Source organism: Vibrio sp. V04_P4A5T148, from assembly GCF_963875605.1.
GTDB classification, from domain to species: Bacteria; Pseudomonadota; Gammaproteobacteria; order Enterobacterales; family Vibrionaceae; genus Vibrio; species Vibrio anguillarum.
The window spans coordinates 1-21,573 of sequence record NZ_CAWNMS010000055.1; the positions used below are offsets into that span (position 1 = coordinate 1).

Genomic DNA, 21,573 nt, shown 5'->3' on the forward strand with positions numbered 1-21,573 from the left:
AAGTACCGACACTATCTTTTCAAAGCTGCTTGGATATCCATCCAATATTTTTTTTAGTTCATCCGACACGTCGTAGGCTTGAATTTCACTTTTAGTAAAGCATGATTTTAATTTTACTATTTTGTTCTCATACAAGTAGCTTTTGTCAGACAATAATGTTATCACGTGTTGGCCCAATACATTCAAATCATCCAAAAGAATTTGGTCATTGAACATAAATATCAACTTTAATTCATCTTCAACTAAACGATCCCTATTAATCACTTTATATCCCTAAACATCCTAGCATATGTAGTTATTAGCAACTGTTATTGCGGTATTATATTCTGTTTGATATATTTTATTACACTAGTTACATGTGCAACTAGGCGAGCGCCTTTACTTTTAAACTTGAGCCAAATACACAATTATCCCGATAATTATAATATTTAACATCTATAGAGTTTTCCTATCAAGCCTTAAGCCTCATGATTATCGGAGGTATTCATCATACTGCAACATCCAGCTTTCAAAATAGTACAAAAGTACCATGTCAGATGGTAATTATTGAAGAGTGGTATCAATGTCTGATCGGAATCAAAGACACACAAGCACAAAAGGTGATGACAGGGATCGTCATAACCAAAATAAACACAACCCACATAGTACCTTCGTATTGGTCAAGCTCTCTGATTGGATTTTTATTAGTAATTTCTATAATTAACTGAAGTAAACGTTGATTTAAAGCAACCTACTAGTCATTCCTAATATTCGACACAGTGATTCCGTAACTAAGGAGTTGCAATAAAGCCATCCGATAAACTAAAATTATGAGATGAAATCATTGAGTAATAGAGCAAAAAAATTAACTATTTGATTCCTAAAAGAAAAATAAATACTGCTCATTACTGGTGTAATAATTTTAGTTCCCGATAGGCATAAGATGCACAGTGTTCATCCACTGCCATTGTATTGATGCTGTGCTAATTCCTTGGCTACTGAATTATTTGTCGTTTCAACGTCCTGTCTTTCACGGCAGGACGAATTTTATCCTCCTTATCGAAGTATGGTAGCTTACTTAAATAGCAATTATCGGATTTATAAAAAATTTTATCCATGTTTAATTTTAAAACCAGAACTTATTTTTACTGTGTTTTACATGATTTGGTCAAATTGGGGTATAGCCCATGAGAATGCTTTGTCCATCGGTATAGTAGCAGCGACACAGGGCACATTGGTACGGTGTTGTTGATCAAATCAGCTTGAAGAACAATAACACCATATTATGGCTAGCCGTTAGCTTCTGACGGGCATTCCTAGCCCTATGACTTTGTTTATAGCTTTGACATTCGCCATGATCTCGCCCACTTGAGCGTTGTAACATCTCAAGCTCAGTTTACCGCTTGTTAGTCCTTTATATCGGGACATTGCAGTCTCAGATATTGAGCGATAGTGATAACCAGATTGGGCTTTCCATTCCGATATTGTTCCATTTTTCAGAGCTGTTACTGCTTCGTTTCTGAGATGGTTATCTTCCCAAAGTGCTGCATTCTTTCGAGGCGGTATCAATGGGGTACAACCTTTCTTTTTCAGGGTCTCGTGGCAATTTTTTGTGTCATATGCTCCATCGGCAGATACGACAGTGACCTTTCTACGTAGTGGGTTGAGCAACGTAGGTAGCACTTCACTATCGCCAACATTGACAAGGCTGACTTTCGCACTAATAGCTTCGTGAGTATCCACATCAACAGCTAAGTGCAATTTGCGCTATGTTCTGCGCTTTTCTGCACCATGCTTTTTCACTTTCCATTCACCCTCACCAAAGACTTTGAGGCCAGTTGAGTCAATGGCGCTCTGGCGAATAGCCACTCTAGATTTATGGCGATATTTGATCTGAACTGTCTTCGATCGTTTACTGATACAGGTGTAGTCAGGGGATGTCAGTGGAACATCCAATAGCTCGAAGATCGAGTCGATAAAGCCTTGAAGTGCACGTAATGGCAGAGAGAAGATACCCTTAATCATCAAAGCAGTTTCAATTGCTGTATCTGAGTACTGGAAGCCTCTACCACGCTTACCATGGTGGGTTTTGCATTGCCATGCATCAATGGCTGAGTCATCTATCCAGAACGTAACCGAACCACGCTTGCACAGAGCCTTATTGTACTCCGCCCAGTTAGTTATCTTCTTTTTCGTTTTCCCCATGTCACCACCGCTCTTACCATCACAAACGATCAGATCGCAGGACTTGGAAAAGGTTCAACTGATTTAGGCAACAACGCCATCAAGACATACTTTTTGATTAAAGTTGCTCAAATTACAAGTAACGTATTAACTCTTCTCTATTACCGAGAATAATCTGCTGTTCTTGAGAGTTGAATTTTTGTACGTAAATATCAATGTTGTAAGTATTCAATACATATCGAATAAGCGAAGCGTTGGTAGCAATTCTGAGAGTGCCTTCTCTCATGCCATAGTCTTTTTCAATAATAGCCTTTTGCTTGTCGTTTAGGCGTTGATCTGGAACCAACTCTACGCTTACATCCGTATTCCACAGTGTATCTTCATTTTTCCGGTGAACAGCGTTGTCATTCACATCAGGAGTACCGTGAATACGGCTTAGTACGAAGTCGCGATAATCTTTGGCATGTTCGCAATAAGCGCGGACGTGCCAGCGTAAAGGTGTGCAAACTAATGTGTGAGGAGAAATAATTCGTTCTACTTTTTCTCCGTCTTTGAGTGATGTGTAGCAAATATCGACACGTTTTTTCTCTCTAATGGCTTGAACTAAAGGGCGCAATATTTCGGGTGAAATATTGCGTGTCACTGGACGCACCATTTCAGTATTATCAAACCCCATATCGAGTTCATTGAACGTGATGCTCATGTCTTCAGTACGAGCTAGGATATGCAAATACTCATCTGCATGCCCACTGGTTAGCTTGGGAGTAAAGCTATCACTGGGTTTGTAGCCTTTCAGTTGTTTATCGTAAACAAGGTTATCAGGTGCAATATCGGACAAATAAGTATTGATGTCTTTTGATGCTTGTTGTCTTCCAATACCAAAACTTTTGATTAAGTGATTGGTTGTTAACCTACCTTCCCACAATGCAACAACCTCAATCATTCGGTATCGAGATAGTAGATCCCAACGTAACGGCCACTTACTAATTTTATGACTCCTGTCTAGTTATGCTACGTGTATGAGTATTCAGTATTTACCTGTCGCTAATGACGTCATATTATTTTAGGGTCGGTTCTAGGTCAAGGTTCATCCCGGAGATGTCTATGAGTGAAATTCATATCACGCGTGCAGTGTATAAAGATACAAATGAAGTAGTATCTATAGATGTCGTTGAAAGTGGGCTTCAAGAGAATGTTGTGTGTGCATGTTGTGGAGCTAAGCTTATTGCGAATAAAGGAAAAAAGAAGGCTTGGCATTTCTCTCACTATGTTGATGAATCCTGCACACTGGCATACGAGACTCAATTACATCTTACGGCAAAAGAATATTTTACTAGAGTAGGGGTTATACCAGTTCCTATGGATGTCGGTTGGGTAACCCCTGACAACTGCTCCGAGTTGAAAATTTCCGGTGTGCAAGTCGAAGTCTATATGGATGGACGTCGACCAGACCTAGTTGTTGAAGTTGAAAGTGAACAATATTGGATTGAAATAGCTAACAAACATAGATGCGGCGGAGATAAGATTTCGGAGTGCCGAGCCAACAATAAAAATGTAATCGAAATTGATGTTTCAGATTGTGGTCATTTAGATCAGTTCGATTCGTTAGATAATTGCATGATTAAGTTTCAATCGATAAACATATGCAATGATTACCTTGATGAGATTGCGAGCAGAACAGCTAGTAAGCATGAAACGGTGAGAAGACAATTTGAAGCGTTGATGCGTTCTCAAAAGCAGCTAGAGAAAAAATCTGATGATCAGAAAAAAGAGGAAAAAACATTAGAAGAACGTGTTCAGGCTCAACAGAAAAAGTATGAAGAACGGTTAGCGAAAATGAGGGTACGAGAAAGTGCCCAAGATGAAATATTAGCTGAGCTAGAAAAAGCTGTGGGAGCTATTGAAGCTAGAAAATTGAATCTGGAAAATGAGATAAATGAACTCGTTCAAAATAAGTTAGTCGAGCTGGATGAACAAAATACAATCAAGTTAATAGATCTTCAGAGAGAGCTGGAATCAGACTGGCAGCGTGAGTTAGTCAACAGGCGAGATAAACTAGAGCATACTTTAGCTGATGAATTTCAACGAAGATTTCAGGAACAATTGGATGTAATGAATCGCAGACAAGTAGAACATCAAAAACTCTGTAATGAGTTAAAGGTTTTCGAGCATGATAAAGACTTCTTGAATGATGAAATAGAATCTTTATTAGCTCGTAAGCGGCAGATTCAAGAACAGCAAGCTAAGCAAATAGAAGAGGAATTTAAACCTCTAGTTGAACAAAAAGACGCTTTATACAAAGAAGTAGAACAATTGACCTCTATGGTTGAAGAAAAGCTTGTTGAGTTAGATCTTGTTGATACCTACGCAGGAAACATTGCTGAAGTTAAGGAGTTCTGCCTTGCTCGTTCTGATTACAGAGAAACACTTAATCAACGAATGCAAGAGCTTAAGTCTATTAAGGACCACTGCCAGTCGCTCAGAACTAAATATGAAAAAAAATCTGAGCAGTTGGATATTATGGTCAAACTTTCAAATGATTTTGCGCAAGCCTTTAAGAGTAGTTTTGATTTGCTAAAGAGAAAAGAGCTTATGGAGATGCTGCCAGATATTTTGGTTAAGAGAGTGAGTAAAAATGTTCTCTTGTTACCAAGAAATGCCAAAGAGGAATTGGACGATTACGAACGATTGAATTAACTGTGTATTTACAATATTAGTGCTGCGTTTTAGTTTTAGATATAGCAGTGTACAGGATTAATTTTACGCAATTGAGAATAAATTACGGACAAAAGAGTGTCAGTATATGATGTCAAAAATATCGCTTCTTACATCGGGTGCCAAATTAAACAATACTGAATTATGTGAAGTCTTCGGTTGTAGCCCTCAGGGCGGTATGCGTCGCGCCCACAAAACAAACACTTTGGTGATTGTTTCGAACCACATCAAGTCTATTTATGATGACCGGTGGGTCGGTGACGTTCTCCACTATACAGGCATGGGCTCAACAGGCGATCAAAGCTTAACGTTTCAGCAGAATAAAACTCTGGCTGAATCTAAAACTAACGGCGTCGCAGTTCACCTGTTCGAGGTATTCAAAGACCAAGAGTACACTTATGTTGGTGAAGTTGTACTCGACGGTGAGCCGTATTCAGAAACGCAAGATGACGAACAAGGTAATCCAAGAAAGGCATATATCTTCCCTTTAAAGCTTGCATCAGGTGAGCGCCAGGTTAGAAAAGAAGATCGAGATAACGTTGAGAGCGTCCGAGTTCGCAAGGCCAAGAGGTTGACGCTTGAGGAGCTTCAGTCTTTGGCGGCGAAAGGTGGAAAAACAGCCACGCGCTATCAGCAGCAATCCACTAGCTATGAAAGAAATATTTGGGTAGCAGAATTGGCTAAACGCCTCGCTAAAGGTCAGTGCCAACTTTGTCTACAACTGGCGCCATTTAAAAATGCGAAAGGCGATCCATATCTTGAGACTCATCATATTGTTTGGCTTTCCAAAGGTGGTGACGATACGGCTGAAAACACAGTCGCATTGTGCCCCAACTGTCACAAGAAAATGCATATCGTAGATGAAGTAAAGGATGTTGAGGTTTTAAAATCTCGTAGCAATAAATTATTAAAAGAGATGAATCAATGAGTAAGAAACACATTGAAGTCGTCGCGGCTGTACTGAAAAATAAAGGCGAATTCCTAGCCGTACAAAGAGCGCCATCGAAGCTAGATTATGTTAGCGAAAAATGGGAGTTCCCAGGTGGGAAAGTAGAAGCTGGTGAAACGCTTGTTACAGCTATTACCAGGGAGCTAGACGAAGAGTTAAGAATCATCGTTAATGCCCCTAAGTTTTTGCTGACGATTGAGCATAGCTATCCAGATTTTGATATCACTATGCACTGTTTTGTCGTTGAAGTCCCAACACGCGAACTTGAGCTTACAGAGCATATTGACTCTCGTTGGTTATCCAAAGACCAACTTTGGGAAGTTGAGTGGGCTGCCGCTGATATACCAGCCGTTGAAAAACTACAGTTAACGCTCTGAAGGATAACAAAAATGGACCTAAAAGCAGGCTGGGATGGGACTTGGCAAGACTTTCTTTCTACAGATAAAGCTAGTTTTCTAGAGTCGTTAGTATCTTTCCATCGTAGTTTGAGTTGGACGCAAGATCTCGATCCTGCGCAACGCTACGCTTGGGAAACTGAATACGATGTAATGACGGCTACCCTTAATCACGTCGTCAATGACGCGAAGGTGGAACCAGACAAATGCTGGATAGCTTTTGAACAAGAATTGATTGGCGAAGGCGGAAAACGAGCGGCGGATGTTAACCTAGTTACTCCAGCTGGCGAATTGTTTGTAGTCGAGTTCAAACATAAGCAAGAGGCCTCTGAATACGAAATTCTTCGAGCAAACTCTGATTTGCAAACCATGCGACGCTATCACAGCGAATCTATTGATCTAGTTGGCCATGGCTTTGTTGTACTCACCAAGTCTGGCGCTAAGCAGTTCCAACACCCAAATGTTATATGTGATATCGCAGACGATGGTCTGGCCCCCCAATTAGCGTCACAGCTTATAACGTCATTAAGTAAACCTGGTTACTATAATGTACTCCAATGGGCAAAAGGTGAGTTTTATCGCCAGCCGAGCATACTGCATGGTACTGCTCAGGTCTTTTTCGACGCTAAAATACCTACGCTAAAAACCTCAGCCGGTGAAAATATTGACCAGGCACGTGCGGCACTGTTAAAGCTTTATCAGCATGCTAGGGATAAGCAGCAAAGATATGTTGTTGTCGTGCATGGGCGCCCTGGTGCCGGTAAGACGTTACTGGGCATTAGTTCCGTTGCGGAAATTGCACGTAGTGAGAGCGCAAAGCAGAGTGAACCTATTTTTCTTTCTGGCAATGGACCTCTCGTTCAGGTACTACAACATACGTTAGATTATAGTGGTAAGCAGTCAGTTGGCCGGACATTAGATAAGGTCATTGATGGTCGAGTGATGATCCAAGATCTTTACACCTTCAAAAAGCACATCAAACGCTCTTTAGGTTCACGAAAAGAAACCTTTGTTGTATTTGATGAGGCTCAACGAGCGTGGGACAAAGCAAGCCCAACAGAAGCACAATCACCATCTGAGTTGATGCTGTTTTGTAACTGGCTTGCTTGTCAACCGTTTGGAGTCTTGGTGCTTTTGGTGGGGGATGGCCAAGCTATCCATCGCAATGAGATGCAGTTAGATCAAATGCTAGCAGACCTAGATTCAGCAATAAGAGCGCAAAACGGCAAAGTCATCCCTATTATGCCATCGCTGCACGCCGGTAAAATGCAACTCGTTACGCCAATTAAGAAAGACGTGTATAACCTTAAAACGCCTATTCGGCAGGCTTATACGGAAAGCTTGGACAAGTGGATTGAAGCGGTTCTATCTAACAATCCTGACCAAGCACAACAAGTCGCTTTAGACATTCAGGCTGACTACCCATTGCGACTGACTCAAAACAAGCAAACTGCTGAAACTTATGCTTTGGGTTTACAACAAACGATGCACGAAGGAAACAAGCTTCAAGACGCCTTTAGAACAGGCTGGTTGATGTCTAGCCAAGGTGGCAAGTTTATTGAGGAAGTTCAGAAAGACAAATACAAGCCTGGTAAGCATATTGGTCCTTGGTACGTTGAGCCACCAAGCTCTGAAAATTCATGTTGCCAATTTGAAGCGGCTTGTACTGAGTTTAGTTGTCAAGGTTTAGAACTATCACTTGCTCTGTTTAACTGGGGACAGGATATGGTCTTTAGGAATGGAAAGCTGGTGGTGGCTGACCGACGTCAGTTCGAACATTACACAGAGGGTAGTTACAGAGTATTGCTCAGCCGCGGGCGCAGTGGGTTAGTGGTTAAGTGTGATGACAATGAAATGTTTGAATACTTGAGAAAATGTGGTATGCGGATAATCCGAGAATTAAATTAAATATTGCTCTCAAATTACTTGGTTGTCCTAGTAGTACACGCGCTAAATTTGTTTATGGATTATTGTCCTTTGGCGATGACTTCATCACCTTGATTAGGACTGACGATATCGATATATAATAGGGTTGCTGTTGCCGTCAATTGCGCTGAGTATCGTACTCGAACTGACCTGAAATTGTTTGCGAGTGTAATGTGAGAGTTGTGACTTAACTATCTAATATCTTATGTTTTTAGCCATGGCTTAAGGAAACTCTACGTATATGCTAGCATCAGTTCTATCAACAACAAAAGTGGGTGGGTCTTGGTTGTGGTTAATCCGCTGAGAAAATGTAAGTTAACTGGGGAGCTCTATAGGCGGCTTCCTACAATAGAGTCAAAGTTATCAGAGTTACTGCAGTTAACTGAAGAGACTCTTGTAGAAAGATGTCTTATTAATGAAAAAAAGAGCGTTCAATTTGTCCCAATAGAGTGTCTTGTATATATCGTTAGGAATATGCGTGGTAGAGCCTCTAGAAAGAGTTATGAAAGACTATACAAAATATTGATGGGAAGAGTTCTTAAGCTTATTCCTAAACGAGCAACGCAAGGAGACTGGGATTCAGTAACCAACACTGAGGTCAAAAGTCAAATCTTGGGGCAGTTTGCTGAGTTAATCGCTAATGACTGTCTTGCGTATAATGAGAAGCTGGATTTTTACGAAGTCAGGTTCTTGAGCGCTTTTTTCACGCTAAAGACAGATGTTATCCGAAAAGTTACAAAAGGGCATACGAAACAGGAATCTACGGAAGTTGAAGAGAGTGACGGTATCATAAAGCTGGAGGTTGAATATGCTGTAAGCGGATATAATCCGTTCGATGTTCACATTTCTTCAGTATCAGATTACCAGATCCATCTGGACTCAGCGATTGATACATTACCAGACTTACAGAAAAGAATTATGCAGTTGATGAAACTAGGTATGCCTATCGACTCTAAGGAGCCGAACACAGAATCAATTTCAGCAACCCTTGGTAAGTCGGAAAAAACCATTCGGACTCACCGCAACAAAGCTTTTGCTGCACTAAAGAAAAAGCTTACTGGAGGAGACTTATGATGTCTTCAAACAACAACTTTCAGTTACAGGATGTTTTATACGATTTTTCTATGGAGCCTGAGATAGACAAACAAACATTATCTCGCTATGTAGAACAATATCCTCAATTCATAAATGAGTTAACAGAGCTGACTCATGAGCTTACTCGAGCTGATATTGGCGACGAGATACAGCTCACTGATGCAGATGAAAAACTTATAGAAAAAGCATGGCAAACCCATTTGCAGATTACTCAAAATTTAGTGAGTGATCCATTTGAAAACATATCAGTAAAGGAACTTAGGGGAATATCTTCATCGCTCGAAATTCCAAGATCTGTCGTTTCAGCTTTTCGAGATCGTAAAGTGATTGTTGAAAGCGTCCCAGTATCTTTTCTTACTCGGTTTGCCGGAGCACTAAATCAAACAATGGAAGACTTTTTAATTTACGTAAATGGTACGGGCAGTGGGACTGCTGTTCGTAGCTATAAGTCTAGCGTTAAACCAACCCAAGCTGAGAGAGTTACTTTCGAAGAGCTTCTGGAACAAGCAGGGGTGGATATGGCTATTAGGAAGAAGTTACTGTCTGAGGATTGAGTATGGATAGTATCGAATCGGCTAGACAAATTGCTTCTGATCTACATCTAAAAGCTATTGGTAGAGGGGTAAGTCCTTGGAATTCTTTAAAATTTGCGATCGCAGAAGCAGACCGACGTGACTATGACGTTGAGGCTGTAGCAGCAGGTGCAACAGTTCTGAATGGCAGTAAAGCGACACTGATAGCGGATGAATATCTGATATTACATGAAAACTCCGGAACAGAATTTCAAAAGGCTTTTTTGATAGCTCATGAGATCGGACATATAGAGTTAGGTGATACTAAAGATAACGTTTCAGTTGAGGAGATAGATCCCGCGAGAACGATAGAAGCGTCTCCTGTAGGCATTGATCGTGTGGTTGACTATAGCGCCCAGCAGCGTCGTGAAGTTCAGATGGACTTATTTGCAAGAGAGTTTTTACTACCAAGAACTTGGGTAAAAAAACTTCATGTAGATGATGGGCTGACAGCTATTGAAATCGCTGAGAAGTTAGATGCTCCTTACGAAGTTGTAGCTCAGCAATTATTGGATGCTCTGTTGTTACCAGCAGTTAACCCTGAGGCCAAAGGAGGTAAGCCTGAGGTGACTCTGAATGAGCAACAAAAACAGGCTGCAGATCACCGAGGTAAACCTTACTTATTAGAGGCTGGTCCGGGTACAGGGAAAACTCAGACTCTAGTAAAAAGAGTCGAAGGACTACTGGATGAAGGAGTTGATCCTCGCAGAATTCTGATACTAACATTCTCGAACAAAGCCGCAGGCGAAATGGCAGAGCGATTAGCTTCCAAGAATAAGGAAGCAGTAGCTTCTATGTGGATAGGTACCTTTCATGCGTTTGGGTTAGATCTGGTCCGCCGATTTTATTCTGAGTTTGGATTTGAAAAAGAGCCTCGTTTGTTGGAACTGACGGAAGCCGTGGAAGTTTTGGAAGATGAATTTCCACGGTTAGGCTTAGAACACTTCCGAAATCTTCATGATCCTACAGAACATATTACGAATTTACTGTCAGCAATATCAAGAGCTAAGGATGAGGTTGTTGATCATAGAGATTACTTCCGCTTAGCACAGGAAATGCTTGATTCTGCAGATACAGAAGAAAGTAAAACGGCAGCTTTGAAAGCAAAAGAAACAGCAACGGTATATGAAGCTTATGAAAGACTAAAGAGAGCTAAAGGCTGTATTGACTTTGGTGACTTAGTACTGTTGCCTGTAAAGTTTCTAGAAAACAATGTTGAGTTGTTCAAGCACTTTCAGTCTCTTTACGATCATGTTTTAGTTGATGAGTATCAGGATGTGAATCGAAGTAGTATTCGGTTGCTGATGCTACTGTGTGGAGAGGGTGAAAACCTTTGGGCTGTAGGTGATGCAAGACAGTCTATATACCGGTTTAGGGGGGCTTCTTCGGTTAGTATGTCTCGCTACTGTACTCAGGACTTCCCAACAGCATTGCAAGGTCGTTTAAAAATTAACTATCGCTCTTCTGAAGAAATTATTAGGGCATATTCCCAATTTGCTTTCGATATGTCCGTAAACATTGGAAGTCCAGAGCTGATAGCTGAGAGGGGGGAAATTGGGTGCCTGCCTGAGTTTAAAGTAGTTGAAAAAGCAGATGACCAAGCTGTTGTTCTAGCTGAAACAATTAAGGACATGCAAGAGTCTGGATATTCATATAGAGACCAAGCTGTATTGTGTAGTGGTAATGAGCGACTATCTCAGCTTGCCGAACAACTGGAGCTATTAGGAGTTCCCGTACTATACCTGGGGAGCCTATTTGAAAGAGAAGAAGTAAAGGATATGTTTTCTTTCTTATCACTGTTGACAGACTTTTGGGGGAGTGGGTTAGTTCGTATTGGTCGGTTGCCTGAGTTTGAATTATCGTTAGAAGATTTAGATGTCATTTTGAATCACTTGCGCACAGTGCATAGTGAAGAAAAAGAGTGGTTGCAAGACTTGAAGAATATTCCAGGAATATCTAATCCTGGAAAGGATGCATTGTTTAACTTATGTAGTGCGTTCGAAGGAGTTGATAAAACGGATCACCCATGGAAAGTTCTTGCAACGTTACTTTTCGACAAAACTCGCATTGCTGCACGTCTCAGTTGTTCTGAAGTAGTGTCAGACAAGAATCGAAGCATCGCTATTTGGCAGCTAATGAACTTTGTGCGTACATCAATATCTGCTGAAACTGATAGTGGTTTGCCGGTTACTAGATTGCTGGAGCGAGTTCGTCGTTTACTAAGGTTGGGTGATGATAAAGATTTGAGGCAGTTACCTACTTCGGCTCAAAGTATAGATGCAGTGCGATTGATGACCATGCATGGTGCAAAAGGACTTGAGTTTAGAGTTGTCCACATACCAGGGATGAATCAAGGTACATTACCGAGAACTTATCAGAAGCCAGCATGTGAACCTCCCGTTGGGATGATTACTGGCGAAGATGACACTTCTGTTACGATGTTGGAAGCAGAACATGACAAGGAACAAGAGTGCTTGTTTTACGTATCGATGTCGCGTGCTCAAGACAAGCTAATTATGTATGCTCCAGCCAAGAAATCTAACAATTCACAATGGAAGCATTCTCCCTTTATCTCGCGTATTGATGGTGAAGTTAGGACGAGCAATGTAGTTGAAACTTACGCTCTCCCAAATATTGACTTAGATGCCGGTATGGATATTGCGATAGATAGCGATTTTATATTTGATTCAAACCAGTTAGGCCTCTATCAACATTGTCCACGACGTTACCTTTATACTCACCTGCTCAAAACTGGTGGAAGACAGACTAAAACGTCGTATGTCAAACTTCATGATGCAGTTAGGCTTGTTGTTCAGCGTCATATGAAAGAAGAATTTGACGAGTCAGAACTCAAAAGTGTGGTAGAGAGTGCCTTAGCAATAAGTGGACTGAGTGAGCATGGGTATATCAAAGATTTCACTGAACTAGCCTGTTCAATGAGTAACTATTTTGTTTCCAGTCGAAAAAGCATGGATAAAGCTACAATCTCACCTATCACTTTAGATCTCGATGGTGAGAGAGTTGTCGTTCATCCTGATGACATTTTGAGTGAACCAAGTGGAAGAAAAATAATACGGCGGGTTAGGACTGGACATGCTAGAAACAAAGATGACAGTGTGAGTACTGCCGCTTTTATTTTAGCTTCCGATCAAGCATATCCAAGTGCAAAGGTTGAAACGCTGTACTTAGCAGATGAATTGACTTCAGAGAGTAGTTTAACCGCTAAGGTTTTAACAAACAGAAAGAAAACACTCATAGACATTATTGCGCAAATCAGACTGGGTCAGTTCCCAGCAAAAAAATCTTCTCGAAGTTGTCCATCTTGCCCCGCTTTTTTTATCTGCGGTATGGTTCCATCGGGCTCAATAAAAAAAAGTTAAAAAAATTACCGGTTCTACCTGATAGTCACGATTAAGTAAGTAAGACCAGAATGGTTCTGGCTGAAAACTAAAGGTACTATCAAAATGGAAGATGTAGAACAACATCCACATGATACAAAAGGCCACCACCCTCACGGTGGCCAAGGCTTCCGAATTTTCTTTGCTTTGGATAGCTTGCAGTTTCGTCCTCTTAGTGTACAAGATCCTGTTCCCACGGGACGTCAGTTAATTGAAATAGCAGGGCTTGATTCGTTTGACGATTATAGTCTCTTCGTTATCTTACCATCAGGTGATTTTGAAGATATCCGCTTAAACGAGACAGTTGATCTTAGAGCTCGTGGAGTTGAGCGTTTTATTGCATTCAAAACTGACCGTGATTTCAAATTTAGTTTGAAAGGTCGTCAGATTGTGTGGGGTAAGCCTGAGATTGATGGCTCCGATCTTTATTTCCTAGCGGATGTAGCGGATGAGCAGGCTGTCTTTTTAGATGTCAGAGGAGGAACTGATAGATTAATTGAGCCCGATGATACGGTAGATTTATCTGAGGCCGGCATTGAGCGTTTTGTTGTGGCTGATAAGCCAAAGCTTGATTACATCATAACTGTCAATTCACGAGAATATGTACTTGATGACCCAAATGTAACTTATGAGCAGATTGTATCTTTCGAGTTTCAATATCCGCCTAGTAATCCTAATACTTATTATTCAATGACTTATCGTCACGCAAAGTCTAAGCCTCACGCTGGCGAGTTAGCTGCTGGTGGTTCTGTAATTGTTAAGAAAAAAGGGACGGTATTCAATGTCACTGCAACTGATAAATCTTAATTCAGATCTTAAGCGCCTTAGAGATGAAGGATATTTCATCCAGGTAAAAAGTGGTTTCTTGATCATGCGTGATGTCCCATATGTAAATTCAAATCGACAAGTATGTCGAGGGACAATTATCTCGAGTTTATCTCTTGCTGGTGACAGGACTCGAGTTCCTGACACTCATGTAGTTCACTTCGATGGTGATATGCCGTGCAATACGGAGGGGGAAGCTTTGAATGCTGTGGTACTCCAGAGCTCTGTGTTCGATTTAGGTCGAGGCATTACTGCTAAGCATATGTTTTCCAGTAAACCTAAGTCTGGGTATACCGATTATTATCATAAAATGACTACATATGCCTCGATTTTGTCAGGTCATGCTGAAGTACTGAACTCAGGAATAAGCCCTAAAGTGTTTTCGACGCCAGAAGACGAGGAAGATAGCGTATTTAACTATACAGAGACTGCTTCTGGTCGGGTTGGTATTGGGGCGTTAAGCGACCTGCTTGCTGCAGAGTCTGTCGCCATAATTGGTTTGGGGGGTACAGGCTCATATATCCTTGATCTAGTGGCTAAAACACCTGTACGAGAGATTCGTCTTTTTGATAGTGATGAGTTTTTGCAACACAATGCTTTCAGGGCACCAGGAGCACCAACGTTAGAAGCTCTGCGAGATGCAGAAAAGAAAGTTGAGTATTTCAAAAGCATTTATTCGAATATGCATAAAAGGATCTCTACTAGTTCAACTTACATAGACGAGGAAAATTTAGAGCTGTTGAATGGAGTTACCTTTGCCTTTATTTGTATTGATGCAGGTACCAGTAAAAAGTCCATAGTTCAAAAACTGGAAGAGCTTGATGTTCCTTTTGTTGATGTAGGTATGGGAGTAGAGCTGACAGATGGTTCGCTAGGAGGAATCTTGAGAGTGACCGCTAGCACGAGTGGCAAAAGACAACATGTTCATGAAGGTAGAGTCTCATTTGGTGGTGGTGAGGGGAATGATGTTTATTCTTCAAATATTCAGGTAGCAGATCTAAACGCCTTAAATGCAGCACTAGCGGTAATAAAGTGGAAAAAAATACGAGGTTTTTACCGTGACTTGGAGCAGGAGCATCATTCTACGTACACTACAGATGGAAATCTACTTCTGAATGGAGAGTCTTATGCTTAAACATACGCACCTACCGCATAAGTTTGTTCGTTCAATTCCGATGCAGTTAGAGCCTGGCATATTGTACGTATCCATGGAGTATGCAACAGCTATTCATAGCTGTTGCTGCGGTTGTGGAAATCAAGTAGTCACACCCATAACACCAACAGACTGGCAGCTAATGTTTGATGGTGACTCTATTTCATTGTCTCCGTCAATTGGAAATTGGGGATTTGAGTGTCGCTCACATTACTTTATCAGAAAGGGCATGATCGTTGAGGCAGGACAGTGGGATAAGAAAACCATAACTGCCGGCCGCGATAACGATAAGCACAACAAAGCCAACTATTACCAAGAAAAACCTAAAGGCGATGATAATTCCTTTAGCCACAGAGCTGGCTTATTTAAGCGAGTGTGGGATTGGTTTTTGGGGAAACGTTAATTTGCTAAGAGGCGTTGAAGAAGAATTTGTTTGTTTAATTCTTTTAAATATCAATTGCTTAGGTTTGTCGGGCCACTTTGGCATATTTGCTAGTGTAGTGTTCTAACTAGGGTTAAATTTATGCACTTACCAGAATATTTAGAAAATACGGAAATTAATAAGTATCAAGCTTCGGCAGTTGAAAAACCAGATAGGCTTCCGTTTGATTTAATGGAACCTTTGATGTTTGAACGTTTTTGTTGTGATTTGATTGATTACATTATGAGTTACAAATTGCGACATTCAATTTCTAAAGTGCTTCCAATTGGCACGGTAGGGCAAAAGCAATACGGAGCTGATATCTTCGTTGAAAACAATGAAAGTACAAGCACTACATATTCATTGTACGAAGTGAAAAGAGTAAAAAATTACAATGCTTCTGACTACAAAAGAACAGTGGCTAGGTTTTTAAAGAATTATGAAAGCTGGGGGATACCAATAGACAAATTCAGTCTATTGGTAGCAGAGGACATTTCTGCCGAGGATATTGCTCTGTGGAAAAAAGAAGCGCAGAAGCTTTCAGAGCTAAACATTGAATATGAAATCGTATCTATCAGCGAACTAAATAAGTGGGTGCGTAATTATCCAGAACTAGTCTTCAAGTATTTTCATGAGTCTTGGGTTAAGTCATTCTGGGGAGAGTCTGCTCTATGGCATATTCAAAAATATGGAATTTTTAGGTTTGAAGAGTCTGCAAGTTGGGTAGGTTACAAAAAGATAGAGGAAGAAATTTATGAAGATTTCTTTTCGTATAAAAATGATCACGTACGAATACAAGGCTTCTTGCCTTCAAAGGGTAAAAATAACCTTAGCTGCTTTGTAGAATTTCGAAATGGTAAATTTTCTCACGTAATGACTACATTAAGTGGAAAACAGTTATTGGAACGCTACTTCATTGGATGTGAAATTCCTGCGGGCGAGTTTGAGCATCCATATCTAGCGAAGAATTCTACAGTTAAACATGACACTTTTTTTTGTGATATCGGAAACAGTAGAATTCTAATTTCAAGAGAAGAAGTATTATCATTTCAAAGTGCAATGAAGTACTTTAAAAATGAGTATGTATCTCGTATTTCTCAGATAGAAGAAGCATGGCGTTCAAGTAACTTTTCTACTTATGCCTATAAAGGCAATGATATTCCTTTACTGAGTATTAAGCGTAGCCTCTGGGGAGCTATACAGGCTTTTGCTAGGGAAAACGATGCATTCGAAACCAATGGTACCTGGAGCGTATTTGATAGTGGGTCTAACTGGTTAAAGATCTATACAAAATCTTCTAGCGAAAAGATGGATGCGGGTTATCATGTATTCATTAAGCCGGTAGCGAAAGAAAGTACTCATGCGAATTATACTAGACCTGATAATGACGTCATTTTGGTTTGGTCTCCTCCAGGAGAGTTATTAGTGAATGATTTTGATGGTAATATTGGACCTCGATATTACTGGGATGCAAAAACGAGTCATGATTGGATTGCAAATGAATTGATACCCTGTGTTCTAGAGTGGGCTAATAAACCCAATAATCGAGACCATCAAGGTTCGTTAGGATCTATAATACGCAACCTATTTAATAAAATGTCAAAATATGAGCATGGTGAATATAACCGAGAATCGTATAAGTCGGAGAACTATCTGGACTCATTTTATCGGGAGGGTATTTCTAAGCAACTGGATACTGCAACATCTATCTCGGATATGCTTAGAATAATTGATGAGCTGCAACATTTTTTTGCGTGCACAAATCGCTTGTTTATTAACGAAGAAAGTTATAAAGCCCTCTATTCTAATCTAGCTGAACTAATGTCAAAAACGGGCATGAATGAGAATAGTTTTTATTACATTAGGTCTAACTTAAATTATTTAAACGCAAACAACTACCAAGATTTAGTTTCTTCATTGAGAAAATATGCATCTGAAGCAAAATTTGGCTGTACAAATACATTCAAGTTGGATTGCCTTTTACGCTGTTATCAAAGTTGTTTGCGAGATGACAAGTGCCATATTAATGAAGTTGAGGTTAGAGCTATGTTATCAGACATTAGCCCCGTGCTTTCGCTGATGAACGAACGCGCCATACTAGAGAGACAACTGCAGAAACTGTAGTTTTTACGTGATATATATCACGTAAATAACATGTATGACAGAGTGTATTCTCGAAAGTCGACTTGCAATAAATTTCTAATTTTCAACGGTATGCATGCTTTCTTCGCCTCCATCACTCTCGCCACATTCAAGTTTAAAGACGTCTCAGGACGTCTTCTTTCTTATCTTAAATATAATAAATTTAATAAGTTACGCTTTTTTGGTGTGCCATAAAGTGTCGTAAGAGCGCTTGCTTTCGTAATGCCTAAAGTAATACCCAGCTACCCTCTCTAGCGCTAGTATTACTTTGTTATCATTTTATCCATCAGTAAGAGCTATAACTTAATGCAAATTAAGTGGTTATTAGCCAAATTTACGTTCGTTACTTAGATTAGTTAAAAAGCTGAACCAGAAACGCCAGCAGTATGAACGGCTCAGTGTTTGGTGATTTTTTAGTACGTGGAGGCTTCTATTTGAAGCTTTCTGATGTCTAGAGGTTAGTGAGCAACGGGTTTACCAGAACTTCAAACACCAATAATATTGCCCTCTGGTTTCATGGGACGCTTAGGACATTCACTATATTAGCTATACAATTGAATCATTGATTGTTGTAATCTAGCATCGACCGGAACAGCTTATGGATAAATAATGAAAATTGACAAATTAGAACTAAAAAACTTTAGGGCATTCAAGCATTTCAAGTGTCAGTTTGGCACTGGTGTTAACGTTCTGGTCGGTTTAAATGGCTTTGGTAAAACGTCTATTCTTGATGCCATCGCGATTGGATATGGCCAATTTTCTGGTGGTTTTGAAACAAGCAAAGATCGTGGAATCCTGAACTCTGATATTCGAATCGCTAAACATTCTGTTGGAGTTAGTGAACTTGAGGCTGGGGATAGCTTAGCAGACGCCGGAAAGTTAACAATGGAACGTCAATTTCCTGTGGAGGTTCAAGTGACCGTTCACGGAGGTGGTGACTATCAATTCCCCGGTAGCTGGTCACGGTTTAGAAATACGCTAAAGGGGCGAACAACTCAAGTCAAAGAACTCAAGTCAGTTGCTCAAGATTTACAGAAGTCGGTACAGAATAATGAAAAGGTAGTTTTACCTTTGTTGAGCTATTACGGAACAGGGCGGCTTTGGAAAGAGAAAAGATTAACTGAAAAGAAGAACCCAGCTCATAAAATGAATAGCCGCCTAGATGGTTATTTGGATTGTTTAGATCCAGAATCGACTTACTCAGCATTTGCGCAATGGTTGAGAGTTGAAACGATTGCAGACTATGAAAGAAAAATGCAAATAATCGAGGAGCATGGCCTTGAAGGTGCAGTTGTTCATGGCTCAACAATTAGAGGCAAGCTGCTAAAAGCAATTACTAACGCTGTAAATATTGTATTGGCTCCTTCAGGGTGGTCAAACATTCGATATAGCGCAACAACTGAAGAAGTGATTGCCACACATAAAGATCAAGGTGATGTGCCAGTTTCATACTTAAGTGATGGTGTGCGCAATATGTTAGGAATGGTTGCTGATATTGCCTATAGAGCCGTTAGGCTTAACCCTCACTTAGCTGAAAAGGCGGTTAAGGAAACAAGTGGTATCGTACTTATTGATGAAGTAGATATGCACTTACATCCTCAGTGGCAACAGCTTGTTCTTCAGAACCTATCTGAAGCATTTCCTAACATACAGTTCATTGTAACCACACACAGTCCTCAAGTGCTCTCTACAGTGAAACAAGAGCAAATTCTAGTATTACCTGACGTTGCAGCAGGTGAGAGTGAAGCGTTACCTCCAATTGGAGAGACGTTAGGAAAACCTAGTAACTATGTTTTAACGCAAACGCTCAACGTCGACGCTCGACCTCCACTTCGTCAGGTAGAGCTTTTTGAAGAGTATATGCGGCTAATAAACTCTGGACTAGGAAGGGATGATGAAGCAATGAAGGTGCGTGCACAATTAGAAGGTTTACTGGGTCAGGACCACGAAGATTTAGTTCATGCTGATAGAGTGTTGAAGCGCAGGGAGTTGTTGGGTAAATGAGACATATAGATAAGCCTGATAACGCAACCAATGTAAAGCTTGAGCAGGAATTAAACAACGGGAACCCAACAACGAGTGAAGAGGCCACTCGGCGCTGGAAAAACTTTAATGGTAAAACTGAGCTTAGCCGACAGTTACTACAGCAACAGTACGGACTTTGTTGTTACACAGAACTAAACCTGACGGGTTTTGCTCTTGAGCTGAATATGGGGACACATATTGAGCATGAGAAACCTAAGAGCGCGTTTCCTGAGCAAACTTTTGATTACGGTAACCTGTTACTAAGTTCGTTAGCTAGTGAAGACCTAAAGCACTTTCCTGGCCCGCTGCAGTTTGGAGGTCATTTTAAAGGGAACAATTTTGATGCTGCGACATTTGTATCGCCACAACAGGCTAATTGTAGAGACTATTTCATATACTCCTCTGGCAATGGTGAAATTAGCCCGAATCTAGCGTTGTCAGCCGACGAACAGAAGAAAGCACAATCTACAATTGACCTGCTAAACCTAAACGCTCCATTTCTAAAAGCAGAGAGGCAACAGTGGTTAAAGGAAATTGAAGAATGCCTAGAGCCTTTGCTTGAGGATGTCGATCTTGAATCTATCAAGTTATTAGCTGAAACAGAGTTAACTCCTTCAGAGCGGCATGATGCGAGATTGGGACATGCCTGTGACCAGCTCAGAAAGTTTCATTCAGCCGTCAGAGCAGTGTTTGGTCACTTGGGTGAGCAGGTTATTCAAGAGCACTGCCCAAATATATAGTGCTGGTTGTAGTTAAAGCCAATGATTAGCACGTAGTAATACCTTAGGGCCTCTTCTCTCTTTGATGAGTAAGAAAAAAACATCGTTCATAATGCTATGATTTACAATACTTATTTTCATTATAAGTCAGTAGTGTATTTTGTCGTCTTTGTCTCCTCGTCGTTTTGTTTTAAAGGTCAGTGTTTAGAATCTTGTTCAATAGAAGAAGTGTCCCAGTCAGTATTCGTTCGCTGTCGTCGAGACCGAAGATATAAGGTCAAAGATCCAATCACAGGCACACCCTGCACGATAGAAGTTGAACTGCACTAGAACCTGAGAAGCTGAATAACCTGCTCCATATTGGCGTCGATGAAGTAGCCAGAGCTAAAAGGCACGACTATATAACTGTTGCTTACGACCTGGTTTCTGGTCATTTAATTTGGGTAGAACATGGTCGAAAAACGGAAGTCCTTGTCTCTCATTTTTCGAGCCGTTATCAGAGCAAACAAAGGCTGGTATTAAAGCAGTATCAATGGATATGGGGCAAGCTTACCAATCAGCGGTAAGGAAAATGCTACCCCATGCAGACATTGTTTTTGACCGATTTCATGTGATGCAAAATTACTGCATTTTAATCAGAAAAGAGCGGGCCAAAGCTTTTAGAAATGGTTCTCACGATGAGAAAAGAATGCTTAAGGGAACACTCTTTCTCCTACTGAAAAACGCTCAAAAAGTTGGATGACAAACAGCCTGATCGACTCGATGACTTGCTCGAGAGTAACTGGACGTTATGCGTTATTTATATGCTAAAAGAGCAGCTACAAACGATATGGGATGAATCCGGTTACGAAACTATGGTAGCAGCTCTTGAAGCGTTGTGTCGCCTAGCGAAATCAACCCGAAAACTGTCACTAAGCAACTTTGCCGACGCTATCTTAGAAAGAAAAATAGGCATCTGTAATTACGCAAAATACAAGCTGACCAACGCTCGGGTTGAAGCAGGTAATGTCTCGATTGGTTTACTCAGACGAAGAGCCAGAGGAGTGAGAGATACAGATTATTTATGTTAGGTCTA

The 21,573-nt window shown here is 40.6% G+C and carries 15 protein-coding genes and 2 pseudogenes; 14 read left to right on the forward strand and 3 right to left on the reverse strand.

The features are described 5' to 3' along the window. The 3 genes and pseudogenes from AACT18_RS11790 to AACT18_RS11800 all read right to left on the reverse strand — a co-directional run. Nucleotides 1-216, reverse strand: a 216-nt coding sequence (locus tag AACT18_RS11790; protein WP_217987486.1) for a hypothetical protein, incomplete at its 3' end; no start/stop codon positions are given. Nucleotides 217-1,275: 1,059 nt separating this feature from the next. Beyond that, nucleotides 1,276-2,184 (reverse strand): annotated as a pseudogene (locus AACT18_RS11795) (IS5 family transposase). A 112-nt stretch (nucleotides 2,185-2,296) separates the two neighbouring features. Further along, on the reverse strand, nucleotides 2,297-3,151 hold the full coding sequence (locus AACT18_RS11800; protein ID WP_094125476.1) for a helix-turn-helix transcriptional regulator: 855 nt from the start codon (nucleotides 3,149-3,151) through the stop codon (nucleotides 2,297-2,299). Between the two features lie 116 nt (nucleotides 3,152-3,267). Between AACT18_RS11800 and AACT18_RS11805 the strand changes: the two genes are divergently transcribed. The 14 genes and pseudogenes from AACT18_RS11805 to AACT18_RS11870 all read left to right on the forward strand — a co-directional run. Next, complete coding sequence (locus AACT18_RS11805; RefSeq protein WP_094143561.1) at nucleotides 3,268-4,860, forward strand: competence protein CoiA family protein; 1,593 nt, start codon at nucleotides 3,268-3,270, stop codon at nucleotides 4,858-4,860. 106 nt (nucleotides 4,861-4,966) lie between these two features. After that, nucleotides 4,967-5,806, forward strand: coding sequence for an HNH endonuclease (locus tag AACT18_RS11810; protein WP_237666710.1), 840 nt, complete (start codon nucleotides 4,967-4,969; stop codon nucleotides 5,804-5,806). Next, the gene (locus tag AACT18_RS11815; protein WP_094125262.1) at nucleotides 5,803-6,204 is read left to right on the forward strand and encodes a (deoxy)nucleoside triphosphate pyrophosphohydrolase; all 402 of its coding nucleotides are present in this window, start codon (nucleotides 5,803-5,805) and stop codon (nucleotides 6,202-6,204) included. Before AACT18_RS11810 ends, AACT18_RS11815 begins: the two co-directional genes overlap by 4 nt. Before the next feature lie 12 nt (nucleotides 6,205-6,216). Further along, nucleotides 6,217-8,130, forward strand: coding sequence for a DNA/RNA helicase domain-containing protein (locus AACT18_RS11820; RefSeq protein ID WP_161439631.1), 1,914 nt, complete (start codon nucleotides 6,217-6,219; stop codon nucleotides 8,128-8,130). Nucleotides 8,131-8,622: 492 nt separating this feature from the next. Further along, complete coding sequence (locus AACT18_RS11825) at nucleotides 8,623-9,222, forward strand: sigma-70 family RNA polymerase sigma factor (RefSeq protein WP_237666709.1); 600 nt, start codon at nucleotides 8,623-8,625, stop codon at nucleotides 9,220-9,222. Further along, complete coding sequence (locus AACT18_RS11830) at nucleotides 9,219-9,797, forward strand: hypothetical protein (RefSeq protein ID WP_094125260.1); 579 nt, start codon at nucleotides 9,219-9,221, stop codon at nucleotides 9,795-9,797. The genes AACT18_RS11825 and AACT18_RS11830 overlap by 4 nt, the downstream gene beginning before the upstream one ends. 2 nt (nucleotides 9,798-9,799) lie before the next feature. Then, nucleotides 9,800-13,195: a UvrD-helicase domain-containing protein gene (locus AACT18_RS11835; protein WP_141138057.1), complete on the forward strand. Its 3,396-nt coding sequence runs from the start codon at nucleotides 9,800-9,802 to the stop codon at nucleotides 13,193-13,195. Between the two features lie 84 nt (nucleotides 13,196-13,279). After that, nucleotides 13,280-14,020, forward strand: a complete 741-nt coding sequence (locus tag AACT18_RS11840) for a multiubiquitin domain-containing protein (protein WP_094143419.1) — start codon at nucleotides 13,280-13,282, stop codon at nucleotides 14,018-14,020. After that, on the forward strand, nucleotides 13,995-15,173 hold the full coding sequence (locus AACT18_RS11845; RefSeq protein ID WP_094125466.1) for a ThiF family adenylyltransferase: 1,179 nt from the start codon (nucleotides 13,995-13,997) through the stop codon (nucleotides 15,171-15,173). Before AACT18_RS11840 ends, AACT18_RS11845 begins: the two co-directional genes overlap by 26 nt. Beyond that, entirely contained in the window at nucleotides 15,166-15,594 is a 429-nt protein-coding gene (locus tag AACT18_RS11850; protein WP_202599080.1) for a DUF6527 family protein, read from the forward strand. The genes AACT18_RS11845 and AACT18_RS11850 overlap by 8 nt, the downstream gene beginning before the upstream one ends. Before the next feature lie 120 nt (nucleotides 15,595-15,714). Continuing rightward, a complete protein-coding gene (locus AACT18_RS11855; RefSeq protein ID WP_094144337.1) occupies nucleotides 15,715-17,736 on the forward strand; it encodes a hypothetical protein in 2,022 nt (673 codons plus the stop codon). A 627-nt stretch (nucleotides 17,737-18,363) separates the two neighbouring features. Next, a complete protein-coding gene (locus AACT18_RS11860; protein WP_094125972.1) occupies nucleotides 18,364-19,758 on the forward strand; it encodes an AAA family ATPase in 1,395 nt (464 codons plus the stop codon). Then, nucleotides 19,755-20,519, forward strand: coding sequence for a retron system putative HNH endonuclease (locus tag AACT18_RS11865; RefSeq protein ID WP_094125973.1), 765 nt, complete (start codon nucleotides 19,755-19,757; stop codon nucleotides 20,517-20,519). Before AACT18_RS11860 ends, AACT18_RS11865 begins: the two co-directional genes overlap by 4 nt. Nucleotides 20,520-20,615: 96 nt before the next feature. Then, nucleotides 20,616-21,559 (forward strand): annotated as a pseudogene (locus tag AACT18_RS11870) (ISL3 family transposase); the annotation flags it as partial. Between the last annotated feature and the right edge of the window lie 14 nt (nucleotides 21,560-21,573).

Excerpts from the sequence above, each read along its gene's own strand:
- AACT18_RS11825 (WP_237666709.1), top strand. The coding sequence starts at position 8,623 with ATGCGTGGTAGAGCCTCTAGAAAGAGTTATGAAAGACTATACAAAATA.
- AACT18_RS11815 (WP_094125262.1), top strand. The coding sequence starts at position 5,803 with ATGAGTAAGAAACACATTGAAGTCGTCGCGGCTGTACTGAAAAATAAA.
- AACT18_RS11810 (WP_237666710.1), top strand. The coding sequence starts at position 4,967 with ATGATGTCAAAAATATCGCTTCTTACATCGGGTGCCAAATTAAACAAT.
- AACT18_RS11820 (WP_161439631.1), top strand. The coding sequence starts at position 6,217 with ATGGACCTAAAAGCAGGCTGGGATGGGACTTGGCAAGACTTTCTTTCT.
- AACT18_RS11840 (WP_094143419.1), top strand. The coding sequence starts at position 13,280 with ATGGAAGATGTAGAACAACATCCACATGATACAAAAGGCCACCACCCT.
- AACT18_RS11830 (WP_094125260.1), top strand. The coding sequence starts at position 9,219 with ATGATGTCTTCAAACAACAACTTTCAGTTACAGGATGTTTTATACGAT.
- AACT18_RS11805 (WP_094143561.1), top strand. The coding sequence starts at position 3,268 with ATGAGTGAAATTCATATCACGCGTGCAGTGTATAAAGATACAAATGAA.
- AACT18_RS11865 (WP_094125973.1), top strand. The coding sequence starts at position 19,755 with ATGAGACATATAGATAAGCCTGATAACGCAACCAATGTAAAGCTTGAG.
- AACT18_RS11860 (WP_094125972.1), top strand. The coding sequence starts at position 18,364 with ATGAAAATTGACAAATTAGAACTAAAAAACTTTAGGGCATTCAAGCAT.
- AACT18_RS11835 (WP_141138057.1), top strand. The coding sequence starts at position 9,800 with ATGGATAGTATCGAATCGGCTAGACAAATTGCTTCTGATCTACATCTA.
- AACT18_RS11855 (WP_094144337.1), top strand. The coding sequence starts at position 15,715 with ATGCACTTACCAGAATATTTAGAAAATACGGAAATTAATAAGTATCAA.
- AACT18_RS11845 (WP_094125466.1), top strand. The coding sequence starts at position 13,995 with ATGTCACTGCAACTGATAAATCTTAATTCAGATCTTAAGCGCCTTAGA.
- AACT18_RS11850 (WP_202599080.1), top strand. The coding sequence starts at position 15,166 with ATGCTTAAACATACGCACCTACCGCATAAGTTTGTTCGTTCAATTCCG.